This is a genomic window from Dyella sp. AtDHG13 (assembly GCF_003201105.1).
Taxonomy (GTDB): Bacteria; Pseudomonadota; Gammaproteobacteria; order Xanthomonadales; family Rhodanobacteraceae; genus Dyella; species Dyella jiangningensis_B.
Window position 1 is genome coordinate 371,255 of record NZ_QICJ01000001.1, and the last position, 17,921, is coordinate 389,175.

At 66.6% G+C, this 17,921-nt stretch carries 15 protein-coding genes; 8 read left to right on the forward strand and 7 right to left on the reverse strand.

Annotation, left to right across the window (positions count from 1 at the left end; genetic code table 11):
- Positions 1-78 precede the first annotated feature (78 nt).
- Genes BDW41_RS01620 through hutI form a run of 3 tightly spaced genes read left to right on the forward strand, consistent with a single transcriptional unit; the run spans position 79 to position 4,384 of the window.
- Positions 79-1,653 (forward strand): carbon-nitrogen hydrolase family protein, encoded by a 1,575-nt coding sequence (locus tag BDW41_RS01620; protein WP_074547209.1) that lies wholly within the window; start codon positions 79-81, stop codon positions 1,651-1,653.
- A gap of 59 nt (positions 1,654-1,712) precedes the next feature.
- Positions 1,713-3,152, forward strand: a complete 1,440-nt coding sequence (locus BDW41_RS01625) for a chloride channel protein (protein ID WP_233496748.1) — start codon at positions 1,713-1,715, stop codon at positions 3,150-3,152.
- Positions 3,149-4,384, forward strand: a complete 1,236-nt coding sequence (gene hutI, locus BDW41_RS01630; RefSeq protein ID WP_074547207.1) for an imidazolonepropionase — start codon at positions 3,149-3,151, stop codon at positions 4,382-4,384. Before BDW41_RS01625 ends, hutI begins: the two co-directional genes overlap by 4 nt.
- Before the next feature lie 65 nt (positions 4,385-4,449).
- Here hutI and BDW41_RS01635 read toward each other — a convergent pair whose 3' ends face one another.
- The 5 genes from BDW41_RS01635 to BDW41_RS01655 form a co-directional block, all read right to left on the reverse strand.
- Positions 4,450-4,611, reverse strand: a complete 162-nt coding sequence (locus BDW41_RS01635; protein ID WP_074547206.1) for a 30S ribosomal protein THX — start codon at positions 4,609-4,611, stop codon at positions 4,450-4,452.
- Between the two features lie 78 nt (positions 4,612-4,689).
- Positions 4,690-5,670, reverse strand: coding sequence for a cation diffusion facilitator family transporter (locus BDW41_RS01640; RefSeq protein WP_074547205.1), 981 nt, complete (start codon positions 5,668-5,670; stop codon positions 4,690-4,692).
- 60 nt (positions 5,671-5,730) lie between these two features.
- Positions 5,731-6,156 (reverse strand): MerC domain-containing protein, encoded by a 426-nt coding sequence (locus BDW41_RS01645; protein ID WP_074547204.1) that lies wholly within the window; start codon positions 6,154-6,156, stop codon positions 5,731-5,733.
- A gap of 115 nt (positions 6,157-6,271) precedes the next feature.
- Positions 6,272-6,778 (reverse strand): transcriptional repressor, encoded by a 507-nt coding sequence (locus BDW41_RS01650; protein ID WP_074547203.1) that lies wholly within the window; start codon positions 6,776-6,778, stop codon positions 6,272-6,274.
- Positions 6,779-6,826: 48 nt separating this feature from the next.
- Positions 6,827-7,102, reverse strand: a complete 276-nt coding sequence (locus tag BDW41_RS01655; RefSeq protein ID WP_074547202.1) for a hypothetical protein — start codon at positions 7,100-7,102, stop codon at positions 6,827-6,829.
- Between the two features lie 126 nt (positions 7,103-7,228).
- On the opposite strand from BDW41_RS01655, the gene BDW41_RS01660 reads away from it, so the two are divergent.
- The 5 genes from BDW41_RS01660 to BDW41_RS01680 all read left to right on the forward strand — a co-directional run bounded on the left by BDW41_RS01660 (position 7,229) and on the right by BDW41_RS01680 (position 15,213).
- The gene (locus BDW41_RS01660) at positions 7,229-7,930 is read left to right on the forward strand and encodes a response regulator transcription factor (protein ID WP_074547201.1); all 702 of its coding nucleotides are present in this window, start codon (positions 7,229-7,231) and stop codon (positions 7,928-7,930) included.
- A complete protein-coding gene (locus BDW41_RS01665; protein ID WP_074547200.1) occupies positions 7,917-9,296 on the forward strand; it encodes a HAMP domain-containing sensor histidine kinase in 1,380 nt (459 codons plus the stop codon). The genes BDW41_RS01660 and BDW41_RS01665 overlap by 14 nt, the downstream gene beginning before the upstream one ends.
- A gap of 91 nt (positions 9,297-9,387) precedes the next feature.
- Complete coding sequence (locus BDW41_RS01670; protein ID WP_158536964.1) at positions 9,388-10,539, forward strand: efflux RND transporter periplasmic adaptor subunit; 1,152 nt, start codon at positions 9,388-9,390, stop codon at positions 10,537-10,539.
- Positions 10,540-10,561: 22 nt separating this feature from the next.
- Entirely contained in the window at positions 10,562-13,750 is a 3,189-nt protein-coding gene (locus BDW41_RS01675) for a CusA/CzcA family heavy metal efflux RND transporter (RefSeq protein WP_074547198.1), read from the forward strand.
- Positions 13,747-15,213 (forward strand): efflux transporter outer membrane subunit, encoded by a 1,467-nt coding sequence (locus BDW41_RS01680; RefSeq protein WP_074547197.1) that lies wholly within the window; start codon positions 13,747-13,749, stop codon positions 15,211-15,213. The genes BDW41_RS01675 and BDW41_RS01680 overlap by 4 nt, the downstream gene beginning before the upstream one ends.
- Before the next feature lie 646 nt (positions 15,214-15,859).
- Here BDW41_RS01680 and gltX read toward each other — a convergent pair.
- On the reverse strand, positions 15,860-17,260 hold the full coding sequence (gene gltX / locus BDW41_RS01685) for a glutamate--tRNA ligase (RefSeq protein WP_074547196.1): 1,401 nt from the start codon (positions 17,258-17,260) through the stop codon (positions 15,860-15,862).
- A 172-nt stretch (positions 17,261-17,432) separates the two neighbouring features.
- The gene (locus BDW41_RS01690) at positions 17,433-17,867 is read right to left on the reverse strand and encodes a DUF4399 domain-containing protein (RefSeq protein ID WP_074547195.1); all 435 of its coding nucleotides are present in this window, start codon (positions 17,865-17,867) and stop codon (positions 17,433-17,435) included.
- Between the last annotated feature and the right edge of the window lie 54 nt (positions 17,868-17,921).

A 17,921-nucleotide genomic window follows, 5' to 3' on the forward strand; every position in this document is an offset into this window, starting at 1 on the left:
CGGACTCCTGGGAAACAGACACCGAGTGTAACCGTTCGATAAGCCGTCTCGTTCACATCGATACGGCATAATGCGGCGATGGCCAAGAAAAACCAGGAACACACCCCGAAGCTGCTGGTGCGGCAGGCCAAGCCCGCCGACGTGCCCGCGCTGGTCGATCTCACCGCACGCGTCTATACCCCGGAATGGGGCCATGCGGCGGAAATGCTGCGCTCACAGCAGACGCACTTTCCCGAGGGACAGTTTGTCGTGGAGTACGAGGGTAAGGTCGTCGGCTATTGCGCGACCTTCCGCATCGACGAGGCCGCGGCGCTGGCGCCGCATACCTGGATGCAGATCACCGGCGGCGGAATGGCTTCGCGCCATCGCCGCGACGGCAACTGGCTGTACGGCATGGAAGTGGTGGTGCATCCGGACTACCGCAACATGCGCATCGGCCAGCGCCTGTACCAGGCCCGCAAGCGCCTGTGCACCGACCTGAAGCTGCGCGGCATCGTGTTCGGCGGCCGCATTCCCGGCCTTGCGCGCAACCTGCACCGCTACGGCAGCGCGGAGGCTTACGTGCAGGCCGTGGTCGAGGGCAGGCGCCGCGACCTCACGCTCAGTTTCCAGCTGAGCAACGAGTTCGAGGTGATCGGCCTGCTGCGTGGCTACGTGCCTTCCGACTACGAGTCGCTGGGTTATGCCGCGCACCTGGTGTGGCGCAATCCGCAGCTGCTGGACCAGCCGGACATTCCCTCCATTCCGTCCACGCAGCGCCTGCCTGACCTGGTGCGCGTGGCGTCGGTGCAATACCAGCAGCGGCGCATCCGTTCGTTCGAGGAGTTCGCCACGCAGGTGGAGTATTTCACCGACATCGCGGCCGACTACAGCGCGGATTTCGTCACCTTCCCCGAGCTGATCACCCTGCAGCTGCTGTCGATCGAGAACGAGGAACTCTCGCCGGTCGAGTCGATCCGCAAGCTCAGCCAGTACACACCGCAGGTGAAGGAGCTCTTCAGCCGGCTGGCCGTGCACTACAACATCAACATCATCGCGGGCTCGCATCCCACCGAGCAGGCCAACGGCGACATCCACAACGTCTGCTACGTATGCCTGCGCGACGGTTCGATCCACGAGCAGGAGAAGATCCACCCCACGCCGAGCGAACGCACGGTGTGGAACATCACCGGCGGCGACACCGCGGCCACCATCCAGACCGACTGCGGCCCCATCGGCGTGATGATCTGCTACGACTCGGAATTCCCCGAGGTCGCGCGCCATCTCACCGATCAGGGCGCCTTGATCCTGTTCGTGCCGTTCTGCACGGACGTGCGCGAGGGTTACCTGCGCGTGCGCTACTGCTCGCAGGCGCGCGCCATCGAAAACCAGTGCTACGTGGTACTTTCGGGCAACGTCGGCAACCTGCCGGGCGTAAACAATTTCGATATCCAGTACGGCCAGAGCTGCATTCTCACGCCGAGCGATTTTCCCTTCGCCCGCGATGGCATCGCGGCCGACTCCACACCGAACATAGAAACCGTGCTCTTCGCCGACCTGCATCTGGAAAGCCTTGCCCGCGCCCGCAATGCCGGCGCCGTGCAGAACCTCAAGGACCGCCGCTTCGACCTCTACGAAACGCGCTGGACCCGCAAGTCCGAGGCGTCCTTGTGAGCCATCCGGACGAGGAACGCGAACGCCCGGCCGCCACCGTCACGGGACGCCTCCAGCAGCTGGTCAATTCGGACCTGTTCTCGCCGGTGCAATGGCGCCGGCGCATCCTGTTCTGGGGCGGCGCAGTGCTGGTGGGCCTGGCCGCCATCGGTTTCGCGCGAGCGGCCGACTGGGCGTTCGACGTCTTCCACGGCGTGGTCACGCACAACCGCTACTGGGCGTTCCTGATCACGCCGGCGATGTTCGCGCTGCTGGCATGGCTGACCGAAGGCGCGCTCAAGCCCACGCGCGGCTCGGGCATTCCGCAAGCCATCGCCGCACTGAAGATCGAGGACGAAGGCTTCCGCGGCAGCCTGCTTTCGCTGCGCGTGGCCATCGGCAAGATGGCCCTGACGCTGGCCGCCCTGCTCGGCGGCGCGTCGGTGGGACGCGAGGGCCCGACGGTGCATGTGGGCGCAGGCCTGCTCTATTCGCTGGGACGGCGTTTCGGTTTCGCGGAACCCGCTGCGGCGGGGCGCTTCATTCTTGCCGGCGCCGCCGCGGGCCTTGCCGCCGCGTTCAACACGCCGCTGGCGGGCATCGTGTTCGCCATCGAGGAAATGAGCGGCTCGTTCGAGCATCGCATGAGCGGCATCCTGCTGACCGCCGTGTTCGTGGCCGGCCTGGTCTCGCTGGGCACGCTGGGCAATTACGCCTATTTCGGCCACTTCGACATCGGCCTGCCGCTGGGCAAAGCGTGGTGGGCGGTGCTGGCCACGGGCATCGTGTGCGGCCTCGCCGGCGGTTTCTTCGCGCGGCTGATCCTACCGCACGACACGGGCTTCCGTGGCTTCGTCGGACGCCTGCGCGCACGCCAGCCGGTGGTGTTCGCCGCTGCCTGCGGCCTGGCGCTGGTCCTGCTCAGCCAGCTCACGCATACCGGCCTCTACGGCACCGGCTATGCGCAGGCCAAAGACATTCTTGAGGGTCATGCCAACACGGTGCAGAGCTTCGGCCTGCTGAAGTTCCTGGGCAATATCGCCTCGTACTGGGCCGGCATTCCCGGCGGCATCTTCTCGCCGGCGCTCGCGGTGGGCGCGGGGCTGGGCAACAACCTGTGCGTCATCCTGCCGGGCGTGGATCCCTCGGCGGTCGTGCTGCTCGCCATGGCAGGCTACCTTTCCGGCGTCACGCAGGCGCCGCTCACCGCCACGGTGATTTCCATGGAACTCACCGCCAACCAGCAGATGGTGCTGCCGATCATGGCGACCTGCCTGCTGGCGCGCGCGGCCTCGTCGCTGCTGTCGCGCAAGCCGGTGTACCGCGCGCTCGCCGACAAGCTGATCGAAGGCTACGAGCGGGAACTGGCGCGACGTGCCGAGCAGGCTTCCGAGGACGAAGACGACGATGCGCACGACGCATGGACCGAACACGCGATGGTGGAAGATCCGGCCACGCCGATTCCCCCGCCCCACGAGCCGCCAGCCTCCACGCCATCCAACGACCATCGACCGTCATGACGCCACGCTGGGATCACCTGCTGACCAACGCCACGCTCGCCACCTTTGCCGGCGACGCGCCTTACGGCCTGATCGAACAGGGCGCGATCGCGCTGCATGAAGGGCGCATTGCCTGGATCGGCCCGCAGCGCGCGCTTCCCGCGGATGTCGCCGCGCAGGCGTCGCAGGTGGAAAACCTGGGCGGCGCCGTGGTCACGCCGGGACTGATCGATTGCCACACGCACCTCGTGTTCGGCGGCAATCGCGCGCACGAATTCGACATGCGCCTCAATGGCGCCACCTACGAGGAGATCGCGCGCGCGGGCGGCGGCATCGTCTCGACCGTCAAGGCCACGCGGGAAGCGAGCGAAGACGAACTGTTCGCACAGACGCTGCCGCGCGCACACGCGCTAATGAGCGACGGCGCCACCACGCTGGAGATCAAATCCGGCTATGGCCTGGACCTGGATACCGAGCGCCGCATGCTGCGTGTGGCGCGACGGCTGGGCAAGGCGCTGGGCATCACGGTGCGCACCACCTTTCTCGGCCTGCATGCCCTGCCGCCGGAATACCGCGACAACCGCGACGGCTACGTCACGCTGATGTGCGACGAGGTATTGCCTGCGCTTGCCGGCGAAGGCCTGGTCGATGCGGTCGATACCTTCTGCGAAACCATCGGCTTCACGCCGCAGGAAACACGACGCGTATTCGATCGCGCGACGCAACTGGGCCTGCCCGTGAAGCTGCACGCCGAGCAGCTGTCGGATCTCGATGGCGCGGCCCTGGTCGCCGAGTTCCAGGGGCTGTCCGCCGATCATCTGGAATACCTCAGCGAAAATGGCATCCGCGCCATGGCCGAGGCCGGCACGGTGGCCGTGCTGCTGCCGGGCGCGTTCTACGCATTGCGCGAAACCAAGCTGCCGCCCATCGCCAGCCTTCGCCGGCACGGCGTGGCCATGGCCGTCGCGACCGACTGCAATCCCGGCACGTCGCCCCTGCTCTCGCTGCGTCTGGCCGCGGGCATGGCGTGCACGCTGTTCCGTCTCACGCCGGAAGAGGCGCTGCGTGGCGTGACCGTGCACGCGGCGAAGGCGCTCGGTCTCAGCGACCGTGGCACGCTGGAGGTGGAAAAGCGGGCCGATCTGGCCGTATGGAACGTGAAGCAGCCGGCGGAGCTGTGCTACTGGATAGGCGGTAATCAGGCCCTGCGCAAGCTCTTTATCGCCGGGGCAAGCCAGCCAGCGAACGGCTGAACGGTTCTGTCGCGCCCATAAAAAAGCCCCCGCATTGGCGGGGGCTTTTTGCGAAGCGCGACGGCTTAGGCCGACTTCTTCTTCGGCGCGGCCTTCTTGGCAGCTGCCGGCTTGGTCACGGTCGCCTTGCCGCCGGCGACGGCCGGCTGCACCGAATGAGCGCGGCTGTTGCCGTAGCTGCCACGATAGGTCTTGCCACGACGGGTCCTGCGATCGCCCTTGCCCATGGGGAACTCCTTGATTCGTTGGGGTGAATACGGCCGACCATCGTATCAGCGACCGCCCAAAGCGCAATAGTCGGCAAATTAATGGCAACGGGGGCCGGCGCAGCCGCGCGTCCCGTCCGTACAGGGCTCGGAATCCACCTGCACGGTAACGTGCTGGATGCTGAAGCGTTCCGCCAGCACCTGGTTGATCGCGCGGATAGCCGAACCGCTACTGGCACCGTCATGCAGCTCGGCATGCAGCGTCGCCATGCGCGACCCCGACGCCAGCTGCCACACGTGCAGGTGATGCACGTCGCGAATGGAGGCGTCGGCATCGCGCAACGCCGCTTCGACGTCGCCGGTGTTCATGCCTTCGGGCACGCCTTCCAGCAGGATGTGCGAGGAACGCCGCAGCAGGCGCCACGCGCTGTTGAGGATCAACAGCGACACCAGCAGCGAAAGCACCGGATCCGCCCAGTTCCAGCCCATCCAGCGCACCAGCAGCGCGGCCACCACGGCGGCCACGGAGCCGAGCAGATCGCCCAGCACATGCAGCGTGGCGCCGGCGAGGTTCACGTCGTCGTGCGCGTGCCCGTGCAGCGTGCTCAGCACCAGCACGTTCACCACCAGGCCGATCAGTGCCACCACCAGCATCATCCCCGAAAGGATGTGCGCGGGCTCGAACAATCGGGTGATCGCCTCGTAGGCAATGAAGGCGACCAGCACGAACTGCGTCAGCGCGTTGACGAAGCCCGCGAGCACTTCCAGCCGTCCATAGCCATAGCTGCGCCGCGCATCCGCCGGCCGGCGGGCGAACCATGCACCGGCTACGGCGAGCAGCAACGCCAGTGCGTCGATCAGCATGTGCCCTGCATCAGCCACCAGCGCCAGCGAACCGGACCAGAAGCCGCCCACCGCCTCCACCACCATCATCGCGGTGGTGAGCACGAAGGCGAAGATCAGCTTCTTTTCGCGCCCGGTGACGCCGCCGTGGGCATGATCGTGCGCATGCGCATGACCTTGTGCATGGCCATGGCCGTGATGATCGTGATCGTGGGTGTGCGCGTGCGCGGAACTCATGCGTAAATGCTAGAAACCCTAGGCGCCGTTACACAATCACGGCGCGATATGCCGCGATCGTCAGTGAACGCACTGCGGACCGTGCACGTGCAGCGCGCGATGCGTGCGCAGGTTGACGAAATGGCCCGCCGCCACCAGCAGGCCGCCGCAGGTGACGAGCACACTGTGCAGGCCAATGGAGTATTTCTCGGCAAAGGTGACGCCGATGATCAGCAAGGCCAGCCCCGGCAGCGCCAGCAACAAGGCCAACGGACGATGATGATGGCGATAGCCGCTGATCAGGCTGAACAGGGCCAGCGCGCTCGCGAACATGACGAACCCCCGTTCGAACGCATGATCGGCCAGGAAGCCGAGCCCGAGCACGGGCAGCAGCGCGAGCACGAACGGCAGTGCCGCGCAGTGAATGGCGCACAGGAACGACGCCACCGTGCCTACCCGGTCTGCCAGGGACCACCAGCGCGTCTTGTTCGGTTGGGGAGCTTCCATCGGATCGGGGCCGGAGCGGAGCACGGACCGGGCCTTGGGGTAGCCCGTTCCGCGCATGTTACATTATAACGTCGCAAACGCAAGCCACGTGAACCCGGCCGTTCAGGCCAGTGGATCAGCTCTTGCGGCAGTTCTTGCAGAGGCCGTGCACTTCCAGCGTCTGCGCCTGCGGACGGAAGCCGAAGGCCTTGGCCTGCGCCTCGATCAGCTCCGCCACGCGCTCGTCGCACACTTCCTGGGCGCTGGAGCAGTTGTCGCAGATGAGGAACGGCACCTGATGCGCCTCCGCCGGGTGATGGCAGGACACGAAGGCGTTGATGGATTCCAGCTTGTGGATGAAGCCGTGCTCGAGCAGGAAATCGAGCGCGCGGTACACCGTGGGCGGCGCCGCGTTGCCATGGCGTTCGCGCAGCTGGTCCAGCAGGTCGTACGCCTTCACCGGCTTGCCGGCGCCGGCCACCAGCTCCAGCACTTCCTTGCGCAGCGGCGTCAGCCGCAGGCCACGCTCTTCGCTGGCATGCTCCACCGCACGCACGAAGCTCTGCGCATCGTCGTGATGATGATGGTGTGCATGCGGCTTGTCGGCGGTATGGCTCAATGGAATCTCCTCGCCCGGCATCATACACCGTCGCTTACATGAGGCCTGCGGCGAGGCAGCGCAAGCGCGTGCTCAGCGCTGCCCCGGCAACGGCGGCGGCCCCGTGCGCCGCGGCCTCGCCAGCACGACGATCCAGCCGATGGGCCCAAGCACGGCGGCCCAGACCACACCCTCCACCGTGCGTCCCCGCCACCAGCCGAGCAGCGCGCCGACCGCGATGAACGCCACGTTCCACCACAGCAGCGCCACCCACGGCACCATGCCCATGAGGTTCAGGAAAACCTGCAGGAACGCCTCGGGGCTGTCCGGGTCCACGCCCTGCATCGCCTTTTCCAGCCAGTGCTCCACGCCGGGTCCGTCCTCTGATTACGATAGATGGATGATGATGCGTCGATGGCCGGCCTGCATACTGCGCGCCGTCCGAGCATCCCGCCGCGACCACGCCACAGCAACGGATCAGGGCATCCCCACGCCATGCGCTGCCTGCTCATTGAAGACGACATCCCCACCGCGGAGCTGATCCGCGAGGGCCTGGCCGAGGCGGGCCACCAGGTGGAAGCCTGCCATGACGGCGCCACCGGCCTGGCGCGCGTCAGCAGCGAGCGTTGGGATCTGGTCGTGCTGGACCGCATGCTGCCCGACGCCGTGGATGGCCTGGATATCCTCGCCGCCATGCGCCTGCGTGATGACCGCACGCCGGTGCTCGTGCTCAGCGCGCTCAGCAGCCTGGACGAGCGCGTGCGCGGCCTGCGCAGCGGTGGCGACGATTACCTGACCAAGCCCTTTGCGCTGGATGAAATGCTCGCCCGCGTGGAAGCGTTGGCGCGACGCGCTGGCCAGCGCCCGGAGCCCGACGTGCTGAGCGCCGGCGACCTCACCCTGGAACCGCGCACGCGCCGCGTATTCCGCAACGGCCATCCCGTGCCGCTGCAGCCGCGCGAATACCAGTTGCTGGAATACCTGATGCGCCACCAGGGCGAAGTGGTGACGCGCAAGATGCTGCTCGCCGCGGTATGGGGTTTCCACTTCGATCCGGAAACCAACGTGATCGACGTGCAGATGAGCCGGCTGCGCAACAAGATCGACCAGGATGGCGCCGCGCCTTTGATCCGCACCGTGCGTGGCGTCGGCTTCACCCTCGGCGCCGGGCGCGACGAACCGCATGCCGCTGAGTGACTTCCGCCATTCCGTGGTGTTCCGCATGGCCGCGGGCTATGGCCTGCTGCTGTTGCTGTCGGTGGCCCTCATCGCCGCGGTGTTCTACGTGGGCACTGCAGGCTTGCTCAAGAGCAATATCGACGAGCAGTTGCGCAGCCACACCCGGCAGCTGGTACAGGAAGAACAACAGCGCGGCATGGACGCCCTGACCGGCGATATCCACGACCTGCTGACCGACAACCAGGACAGCGATACCGAGATCTACCTGCTGCTGGATGCGCATGGCAGGAAGACCATCGGCAACCTCACCGCATGGCCCGCCTCGGCAGTCGCCGGTGACGGCATGCACGAGCTGGAAGTGAGCCGCCTCGACCGGCACGCGGCCAGCCGCCTGCTGAGCCATCGCTTTGCCGATGGCAGCGTGCTGCTGGTCGGCCGCGACATGCAGGACGTGCGCACACTCGAACACCGCATCGTGGTGGCCTTCGGCGTGGGCGGCATGCTGGCGTTGCTGCTGGCCGGCGGCGGCGCGCTGCTGTTCCGCACGCAACTGCAGCGGCAGCTCAAGGCCATCCATCGCACCACCACGGAAGTGGCCGCCGGCCGGCTGGACCGTCGCATCGCCGTGGGCCGCTCGCGCGACGAGTTCGCCATCGTGGCGCGCGACGTCAACGACATGCTCGACGAGATCGAGCGCCTGATGGACAGCACGCGCCAGGTATCCAATGCCATCGCGCATGACCTGCGCACGCCGCTGGGACGCGTGCGCGCGGCGCTGGAGCAGGCGCTGCGCTCGCCGCAACGGGACGCCCGACTGCCACGCGACGCGCAATACGCCATCGACGAGATCGACGGCCTGATCACTGTGCTGGACAAGATGCTGCAGATCGCCGAGGCCGAATCGGGCGTGCGCCGCGGCCATTTCGAAGCACTGCCGCTGGACGCCTTGCTGGGCGACCTGGCCGAGCTCTATCAACCAGCGGCCGAGTTGCGCTCGATCAGCCTGCAGTGGATGGTGGAAGGCGCAGCCTGCGTGATGGCCGACCGCCACCTGCTGGCCGGCGTGCTGGCGAACCTGCTGGATAACGCTTTCAAGTATGCCGGCGAAGGCGCTCTCGTCGTGATGAAGGCGCAGCCCATGGGCGAATGGGTTCACATCAGCGTGCAGGACGACGGCCCCGGCATGCCCGACGCCGCGCTTGCGCGCGCCACCGAGCGTTTCTTCCGCGTGGACAGCAGCCGCCACCAGCGCGGCAACGGACTGGGCCTGAGCATCGTGGCGGCGGTGGTGTCGCTGCATCGTGGTCGGCTCACGCTGGAAAACACCCATCCGGGCCTGCGCGTGGCCATCGACCTGCCCGGCGCCAACCTTTCCAAATCGTAACTGTCGCCAGCCGAAGGCCTGGCTTAGGGTGGCGGGGTTTCCCTGCCCGGCGGCTCTCCCAGGTTTCATGAAAAAGCATCAAGGACGACTGATGGCTGGTGCCTGCATGGTGGCAGCCATCCTGCTGGCCGTGTTCCTGCGCGCGCCCTCCGCGGCGGACAGCAACGCATCGCCCCCCGACGCGCCGAAAGACCTGCAGAACGTCACCATCAATCTGAAACAGGCTCGCCAGGTGCGTGTCGCGCAGGTCGTCATGCGCGACTTCACGCCGGGCGTGGATGCCGTGGGTTACGTCGACTTCGATCAGGATCGCCTGGCCCAGGTCAACTCGCCTTATGCGGGACGCGTGCGCGAGGTGATGGTGAAGGCCGGCGACGCGGTGAAGCGCGGCCAGGCGTTGTTCTCAGTCGACAGCCCCGACCTGACGCAGGCGGAAGCCAATCTGGTGAGCGCCGCCGCCGCGCGCGTGCAGACCACAGCGGCGCTGGAGCGCGCCAAGGGCATGGCGCAAGCGCAGGCCAATGCGCCGCGCGATGTGGAGCAGGCGGTGTCGGATCAACAGACCGCCGAAGGCAACTACCAGGCGGCGCGACGCGCGCTGCGCATCTTTGGCAAGAGCGACGCGGAGATCGACCGCATCGCCACGACGCGGCGCGTGGACGGTGAACTGCGCATCGACAGCCCCATCGACGGTCACGTCAGCACGCGCACCATCGCCGCCGGCGATCTGGTGCAGCCCGGCAACAGCCCCGCGCCGATCACCATCTCCGACGACGACAGCCTGTGGCTGGTCGCCAACGTCAGCGAGGACGATGCCGCCCAGGTGCACGTGGGCGACACGCTCGTCGCCAGCTTGCCTGCCCTGCCCCAGCAGAACATCAAAGCCACCGTCGACTACGTGAGCAACAGTTCCGATGCGGCCACGCACCGCGTGACGCTGCGCGCCACGTTGCACGCGCCGCCACCGGGCCTGCGCCCCCAGATGCTGGCCAGCTACCGCATCTTCACCGCTCCACCCGCGTCGCACGAAGCCGTGCCCGCGGATGCCGTGGTGCGCGAAGGCACGGGTGCCATGGTGGTGTTCACCACCGCCGACGGCTTGCGCTTCACGCGCCGACCGGTGCAGCTGGGGCCGCTGCAGGACGGCTACTACCCCGTGTTGTCCGGCTTGCCCGCGGGCCAGCGCATCGCCACCGAAGGCGCGCTGTTCCTCAGCAACGCGCTGGCGCTGCAGTCGCAGTAAGCACCTTTCATAAGGACCGAATGTGTTTCGTGGTCTTGTCGCCTTTGCGCTGACCCGCCGCGCCATCGTGCTGATGTCGCTGGCGGCGTTCGCCATCGCCGGGCTGGTGGCGTATGCCCGGCTCAATATCGAGGCTTATCCCAATCCCGCGCCCGTGATCCTGGAGATCACCGCGCAGGCGCCGGGACTTTCCGCCGAGGAAATGGAACGCAGCTACACGCGTCCCATGGAGGTGGGCCTGGCCACCACGCCGGGCGTGGAAAGCATCCGCTCCACCTCGTTCTATGGCCTGTCGTTCGTGCGCGTCACCTTCAAGTACGGCACCGACTATTACTTCGACTACACGCAGGCCGCGCTGGCGTTGCAGCAGAACGTGAGCCTGCCCAACAACGTGCAGCCGCAGATCCAGGCGTCCAGCCTGGTCGGCGAGGTATTCCGCTACCAGCTGGTCGGCCCGCCGTCGATAAGCCTGACCGAACTGCGCACGCTGCAGGACTGGGCAGTCACGCGCCGCCTGCTGTCCGTGCCCGGCATCGCGCAGGTGGTGACCTGGGGCGGCACCACCAAGGAGTACGACGTCGAAGCCGACCTGCACAAGCTGCAGGGCTACGGCATCACGCTGCCCCAGCTCGTCAGTGCCATCGGCAATGCCAACAGCAATGTGGGCGGACGCACCATCAACATCGGCCAGCAGTCGGTGAACATCCGCGGCGTCGGCCTGATCAAGGACGTCGACGACATCGGCAACATCGTGCTCAGCCAATCCAACGGCACGCCGGTGCTGGTGAAGGACGTGGCGAAGGTCGACATCGGCGCCGTGCCGCGCCTGGGCCGCGCGGGCCGGGACAAACAGGACGACGTGGTCACCGGCATCGTGGTGATGAACCGCACGCTGCAGACCAACGAAGTCGTCGCGCGCGTCAAGGACGAAGTCGCCCGTCTCAACGCCGACGGCACCCTGCCGCCCGGCGTGAAGCTGGTGCCCTTCTACGACCGCTCCACCCTGGTCGCCGTCACCACGCACACCGTGCTGCACAACCTGATCTTCGGCTGCCTGCTGGTGTTCCTGATCCAGTGGATCTTCCTGGGCGACCTGCGCAGCGCCATCATCGTCAGCGCCAATATCCCGGTGGCGCTGTTCTTCAGCATCATCATCCTGGTGCTGATGGGCGACTCGGCCAACCTGCTGTCCCTGGGCGCGGTGGACTTCGGCATCATCGTCGACTCGGCGGTGATCCTGATCGAGAACATCTTCCGCAACTTCCAGAAGAGCCACGACGAGCAGCGCGAAATGCTGCACGACGCCGCGCAGAGCGACCTGGGCACCTATATGCGCGGCGGCGCCACCCACGGCTGGACCGATCGCCTGCGCCTGCTGTTTATCAGCGCCATGCAGGTGGATCGCGCCGTGCTGTTCTCCTCCGCCATCACGGTGGCGGCCTTCATCCCGCTGTTCACCATGCAGGGCGTGGAAGGCCAGATCTTCAACCCGATGGCGCGCACCTACGCCTACGCGTTGACGGGCGCGCTGATCGCCACCTTCACCGTTTCGCCGGTGCTCGCTTCGCTGCTGCTGCCCAGGCACGTGAAGGAAACCGAGACGCTGTTCGTGCGGGCCATCCGCCGCATCTACACACCGGTGCTGCGCTGGGCGCTCGCGCGCCGCCGCACCACCGTGGGCCTGGGCGTGGGCTTTCTGCTGCTCGCCGCGCTGCTGCTTACCCGCGTGGGCACCGAGTTCCTGCCGGCGCTGGAAGAAGGCAACCTGTGGATACGCGCCTCCATGCCGCCCACCATTTCGCTCGAAGCCGGGCAGGACAAGGTCAACGAACTGCGCCGCATCCTGCTCACCCATCCGGAAGTGGTCACCGTGGTGTCGCAGCACGGCCGGCCCGACGACGGCAGCGATGCCTCCGGCTTCTACAACGTGGAACTGTTCGTGCCGCTCAAGCCGCAGGACGACTGGCCGAGCGGGCACACCAAGGAAAAGCTGGTGGCCGACCTGCAGCGCGAGTTCGAGAACGCGCTGCCTGGCGTCGAATTCAACTTCTCGCAGTACATCCAGGACAACATCGAGGAAGGCCTGTCCGGCGTGAAGGGCGCCAACTCGGTGAAGATCGTCGGCCCCGAACTGCCGGAGCTCGAGCGCCTGGCCGATGAAGTCATGCACCAAATGCAGCAGGTGCGCGGCGTGCAGGACCTGGGCGTGTTCCACGTGCTCGGCCAGCCCAACCTCAACATCACCATCGACCGTGCCAAGGCTGCGCGCTACGGCCTCAACACCGGCGACATCAACACCGTAGTGCAGGCCGCCGCCGGCGGCACCTCGGCCACGACCGTGCTGGAAGGCGACCGCCAGTTCGATCTGGTCGTGCGCCTTGCCCCACAGTACCGGCGCAGCATCGAGGACATCGGCAATATCCAGGTGGGCTACAGCCTTCCGAACGGCGGCACCGGCTATGTGCCGCTCCGCGACGTCGCCCGCATCAGCCTCGATACCGGCGCGTCGTACATCTACCACGAACGCAACGAGCGCTTCGTGCCGGTGAAGTTCAGCGTGCGCGGCCGCGACCTGGGCAGTACTGTGGCCGAAGCGCAACAGCGCATCGCCGAACACGTCACGCTGCCGCCGGGGTATCACCTGGCCTGGGCCGGCGAGTTCAACGATCTGGAGCAGGCGAAGCAGCGCCTTGCCGTGGTGCTGCCGATCGCGGTGGGGTTGATCCTGGCGTTGCTGTTCGCCCTGTTCAATTCGCTGCGCGACAGTCTGCTGACCCTCGCGGCCATTCCCTTCTCCATCGCCGGCGGCATCATCTCGCTGTACCTCTCCGGGCTGGATTTCAGCATCTCCGCCGCCATCGGCTTCGTGTCGCTGTTCGGCGTGTCGGTGATGAACGGCATTCTCGTCATCACCTACTTCAATCACCTCGTGTTCGCCGGCCTGCCTCCCGTGGAAGCGATGGCGCAAGCCGCCGAACAACGCATGCGCCCGATGCTGATGACCGCCCTGTCCGCATGCATCGGCCTGCTGCCCGCCGCGCTCTCCACCGGCATTGGCAGCCAGGTGCAACGTCCGCTGGCCACCGTAGTGGTCGGCGGCATGCTGATCGGACCGGTGATGCTGCTGATCGTGGCGCCCGCGTTGCAGGTGCTGGTGGTCGAGTGGTCGCACAAGCGGCGGAAGCGTCGACAGGCAGGAGGCACGCCATGATCCGCGCCGGAAAAACATCACGCTGGTGCGCGCTCGCCGCCGCGCTGACCGCCTGCGTCGGCTGCGCTGTCGGCCCGGATTATCATCGGCCCGCCACGCCCATGCCGGCACAACTCACCCGGCAACCGTTGGCATCCACCGTGGGCAGTGCGAGCGGTGCGTCCCAGCAGTGGTCCAGCGAGGCGATCGCGCAAACCTGGTGGGAAGTGTTCGGTTCCGACGCGCTCAATCGCCGCGTCCAGCGCGCGCTGGCGCGCAATCCCGATCTCGACGCCGCCACCGCCGCGCTGAAACAGGCACAGGAGAACGTGGCGGCACAGCGCGCCGCATTTTTCCCTTCCGCCCAGCTCAACTATTCGCCGTCCCGGCAACGCGATGCGGTGGGCACCTTGTCTCCCACGCTCGCCTCCAACGCGACCTACTACACGCTGCACACCGCGCAGCTCAACATCAGCTATGCACCCGACGTGTTCGGACTCAACCGACGCACGGTGGAGTCGCTGCAGGCGCAGGCCGACAACCAACGCTACCAACTGGAAGCAGCGCGCCTGACCCTGGCGGCGAATGTGGTAAATGCCGCCATCCAGGAAGCGTCGCTGCGCTCGCAGATGGAAGCCACGCAGGCCATCATCGATGCACAGACCAAGGCGCTGGCGATCCTGCACGACCAGGCAAGGCTCGGCTACGCCTCCGGGTTGGATGTCGCCGCCCAGGAAAGCGCGCTGGCGCAGGCACGCCAGTCGCTGCCGCCTCTCGAAAAACAGCTGGAACAGAACCGCGACCTGCTCGCCGTGCTGTGCGGCGACACGCCCGACCAGGCCGGCACGCCGGAGTTCGACCTCGAACAACTCACCTTGCCCATCACGTTGCCGCAGGCTGTGTCCTCGCAACTCATCACGCAACGCCCCGACGTGCGCGCCGCCGAGGAAAACGTGCACGACGCCAGCGCCCAGGTGGGCGTAGCGCTCGCCAACCGCCTGCCGCAGTTCACGCTGTCGGGCGCCTACGGCGGCAGCTCCACCTCGTTCACCCGCATGTTTACCGACGACAACGTGTTCTGGTCACTGGCCGGCAGCGTCAGCCAGACCGTGTTCGACTTCGGCGCGCTCAAGCACAAACAACGCGCCGCCGAAGCCGCCCTGCAGCAGTCCGCCGCCCAATACCGCAGCGTGGTGCTCGGCGCATTCCAGAACGTGGCCGACACGCTCTACGCCATCGACAGCGACGCACGCGCCCTCGCCGCCGCCGACGATGCCGAGACGGCCGCGGAACGCACGCTGACGCTCACGCAAAAACAGCAGCAACTCGGCTACGTGAATGCCTTGGCGTTGATCAACGCGCAGCAGGCGTACCAGCAGGCGCGCATATCGCGCGTGCAGGCACAGGCTGCGCGGCTCAGCGATACGGCAGCGTTGATGCAGGCGTTGGGAGGTGGGTGGCGGGGTCCGGCCATGCCGAACTGAGCGGTGAGGTTGGTTGCGCCGGCGGCATATGTTCTGGAAGTTGTCCGTTGCACGCGCTGTTGATTGGGTCCCTCGCCCGTCAGGGAAAGGGCTGGGACATTGCCACCAAGGCATGCGCTCCGCCGCCTGCCGCGACGCGATGTGCCGCACAGCGGCACGAGCCGTCGGCTCGAAGCTCTTGATCTTCCGGGTCCCCGTATGAAGCGGCGGACGGGTGGAGATCAGGCCCCGCAGGGGTGCCTGGCAGGACGCCAGGCACTTTTCGTCGGGGCAGGATGCCCCGTCGAAAAGCCCGCCACCCGACCGCGAACCTATCGGGCTTCAGCCCGATAGGCGCCTCATCCGGGGGGCCCTTCTCTTTGGTTACTTTCTCTTGGGCAAGCAAGAGAAAGTGACCCGGCCTCCGGCAGGAGGTCGGAACGCACGCCGCGTAGGCGGCCAGGTTGCGGGAGCGCCAAAAAGTGCCGACCACACTCCACGCGACAACCAACCATTACCGAAACTGGATCCCGGCCTGCGCCGGGATGACGGCTAAAGAACGAAACAGTGAGGCAAGAGTGGCCCCTCACCCCGGCCCTCTCCCCGGAGGGGAGAGGGAGAAAAACATCGCGCGGCGGAGGACGCCGCAGCCAAGACCGAACGGGCCTCAACCCTTCGCCCGCGCCACCGCATCGTCAATGCGCTTGAGCGCCACCTCGCGCCCCGCGAGATAGATCGTGTGATCGATGGACGGCGACACCTGCGTTCCCGTCATCGCCACGCGCAGCGGCTGGGCGATCTTGCCCATGCCAAGCTCCAGCTTCGCAGCCACCTGTTCGATCACGCCATGAATGGGCTCGGGCTTCCACTCGACGTCCGCCAGCAAAGCCTTCGCCGCTTCCAGTACCGCGACGGCGCTGTCGTTCTGCAGGTGCTTGGCGACGGCTTTGTCGTCCCATTCGGCGATGGGGCCGTACCAGATCTTGGCGCGCTCGGCCATTTCCTTCAGCGTCTGCACGCGGTCGCGCAGCGCCACGATGACGTCGGCGGGGTTGGGGCCCTTGCTGAAGTCGATGCCGGCCTGGGTGAGGTGCCACTCGAATTCGGGTGCGATGGACGCGGGATCTTCGGTCTTCAGGTAGTGCTGGTTGAGCCACGACAGCTTGGTGACGTCGAAGCGCGAGGCGGCCTTGTTGACGTCGGCCACGTCGAACAGGCGGATCATTTCTTCCTCGGAGAAGATTTCCTGGTCGCCATGCGACCAGCCCAGGCGCACGAGATAGTTGAGCAGCGCGTGCGGCAGAAAGCCGTCGTCGCGGTACTGCATCACGCTCACGGCGCCGTGGCGCTTGCTCAGCTTCTGGCCATCGGGGCCAAGGATCATGGGCAGGTGCGCGAACTCCGGCACTGGCTTGCCCAGCGCCTTGTAGATGTTGATCTGGCGCGGCGTGTTGTTCACGTGGTCATCGCCACGGATCACTTCGGTGATGCCCATGTCGATGTCGTCGACCACCACGGCGAAGTTGTAGGTCGGCCAGCCGTCGGAACGGAAGATCACCAGGTCGTCGAGCTCGGCGTTGGCCCACTCGATGCGGCCTTTCACCTTGTCCTCGAACACCACCGAGCCTTCCAGCGGGTTCTTGAAGCGCATGACCCGGTTGGGATCGTCGCGGTACGGCTCGTTGCGGTCGCGGTAGTAGCCGTTGTAGCGGGGCTTTTCGCCCTTGGCCATGGCTTCGTTGCGCATGGCTTCGATCTCTTCCTTCGACTCGTAGGCGTAGTACGCCAGGCCGGCCTGCAGCAGCTCATCGGCCACCTGCTTGTATCGCTCCAGGCGGGCGGTCTGGTAGATCGGGCCTTCGTCATGGTGCAGGCCCAGCCAGCTCATGCCATCGAGGATGGCCTGCACGGCTTCCTCGGTGGAGCGTTCGCGGTCGGTGTCCTCGATGCGCAGCACGAATTGACCGCCGCGACGACGCGCCTCCAGCCAGCAATACAGCGCCGTGCGGGCGCCGCCGATATGCAGGAAGCCGGTAGGACTGGGGGCGAAGCGGGTGCGGACGGTCATGGTCAGCCTGGACTGGAGCGAATGAAGCGCGGAATTTTAGCCCATACGGCGCGAAGAACCGACCGAGGGCTGTGAAATCCGCCGGTCGCGACCAGGCAAGGCGGGCACCAGACGACATGCGGCTGCCCGCCACCGGACGCATCGCGCCCGATGGCAGGTCGCGCGGGCTGGCTTACTTCACCGTGATCGTGACCGGCTTGGAAACGACGGCCGGCTCGAACGGAATATGGTTCTCGTCCGCCAGTTCGAGCTGCAGGGTGTGCTTGCCCGGTGCCAGCTTCAGGGTGGTTTCGGTCTGGCCGTTGCCGAAATGCAGGTGCTGCTCGTCCTTCGGGATCGGCTGGCCGGCGGCGGGCAGGTCCTTCACATCCACAAGCAGGTGATGGTGGCCGGTGCCTTCCTTCTTCACGCCGGCCGGGGCCACGCCCATGCCCTTGAGGCCGAACTGCACGGTGACTTCGGTGCCGACGATGGCGCCGTCCTTGGGCGAAATGATGTAGACCTCGGCGCCCGCCGGGGCTTTCGTCACCGGCAGGCCCGGCGCATCGGCGGCAACGACGGCACCCGCCAGACCGGCAAGCGCAACTGCGAGCAGAAAGCGTTTCATCGGCATGTCTCCACGGTGACAAGTCCCGGGAGTGTAACCGTGAAACCGCATGAG

Bases quoted from the DNA above. Each gene is read 5' to 3' on its own strand.
- BDW41_RS01620 (WP_074547209.1), top strand. From the start codon at position 79: ATGGCCAAGAAAAACCAGGAACACACCCCGAAGCTGCTGGTGCGGCAG.
- hutI (WP_074547207.1), top strand. From the start codon at position 3,149: ATGACGCCACGCTGGGATCACCTGCTGACCAACGCCACGCTCGCCACC.
- BDW41_RS01635 (WP_074547206.1), bottom strand. From the start codon at position 4,611: ATGGGCAAGGGCGATCGCAGGACCCGTCGTGGCAAGACCTATCGTGGC.
- BDW41_RS01640 (WP_074547205.1), bottom strand. From the start codon at position 5,670: ATGAGTTCCGCGCACGCGCACACCCACGATCACGATCATCACGGCCAT.
- BDW41_RS01645 (WP_074547204.1), bottom strand. From the start codon at position 6,156: ATGGAAGCTCCCCAACCGAACAAGACGCGCTGGTGGTCCCTGGCAGAC.
- BDW41_RS01650 (WP_074547203.1), bottom strand. From the start codon at position 6,778: ATGATGCCGGGCGAGGAGATTCCATTGAGCCATACCGCCGACAAGCCG.
- BDW41_RS01660 (WP_074547201.1), top strand. From the start codon at position 7,229: ATGCGCTGCCTGCTCATTGAAGACGACATCCCCACCGCGGAGCTGATC.
- BDW41_RS01665 (WP_074547200.1), top strand. From the start codon at position 7,917: ATGCCGCTGAGTGACTTCCGCCATTCCGTGGTGTTCCGCATGGCCGCG.
- BDW41_RS01670 (WP_158536964.1), top strand. From the start codon at position 9,388: ATGGCTGGTGCCTGCATGGTGGCAGCCATCCTGCTGGCCGTGTTCCTG.
- BDW41_RS01680 (WP_074547197.1), top strand. From the start codon at position 13,747: ATGATCCGCGCCGGAAAAACATCACGCTGGTGCGCGCTCGCCGCCGCG.
- gltX (WP_074547196.1), bottom strand. From the start codon at position 17,260: ATGACCGTCCGCACCCGCTTCGCCCCCAGTCCTACCGGCTTCCTGCAT.
- BDW41_RS01690 (WP_074547195.1), bottom strand. From the start codon at position 17,867: ATGAAACGCTTTCTGCTCGCAGTTGCGCTTGCCGGTCTGGCGGGTGCC.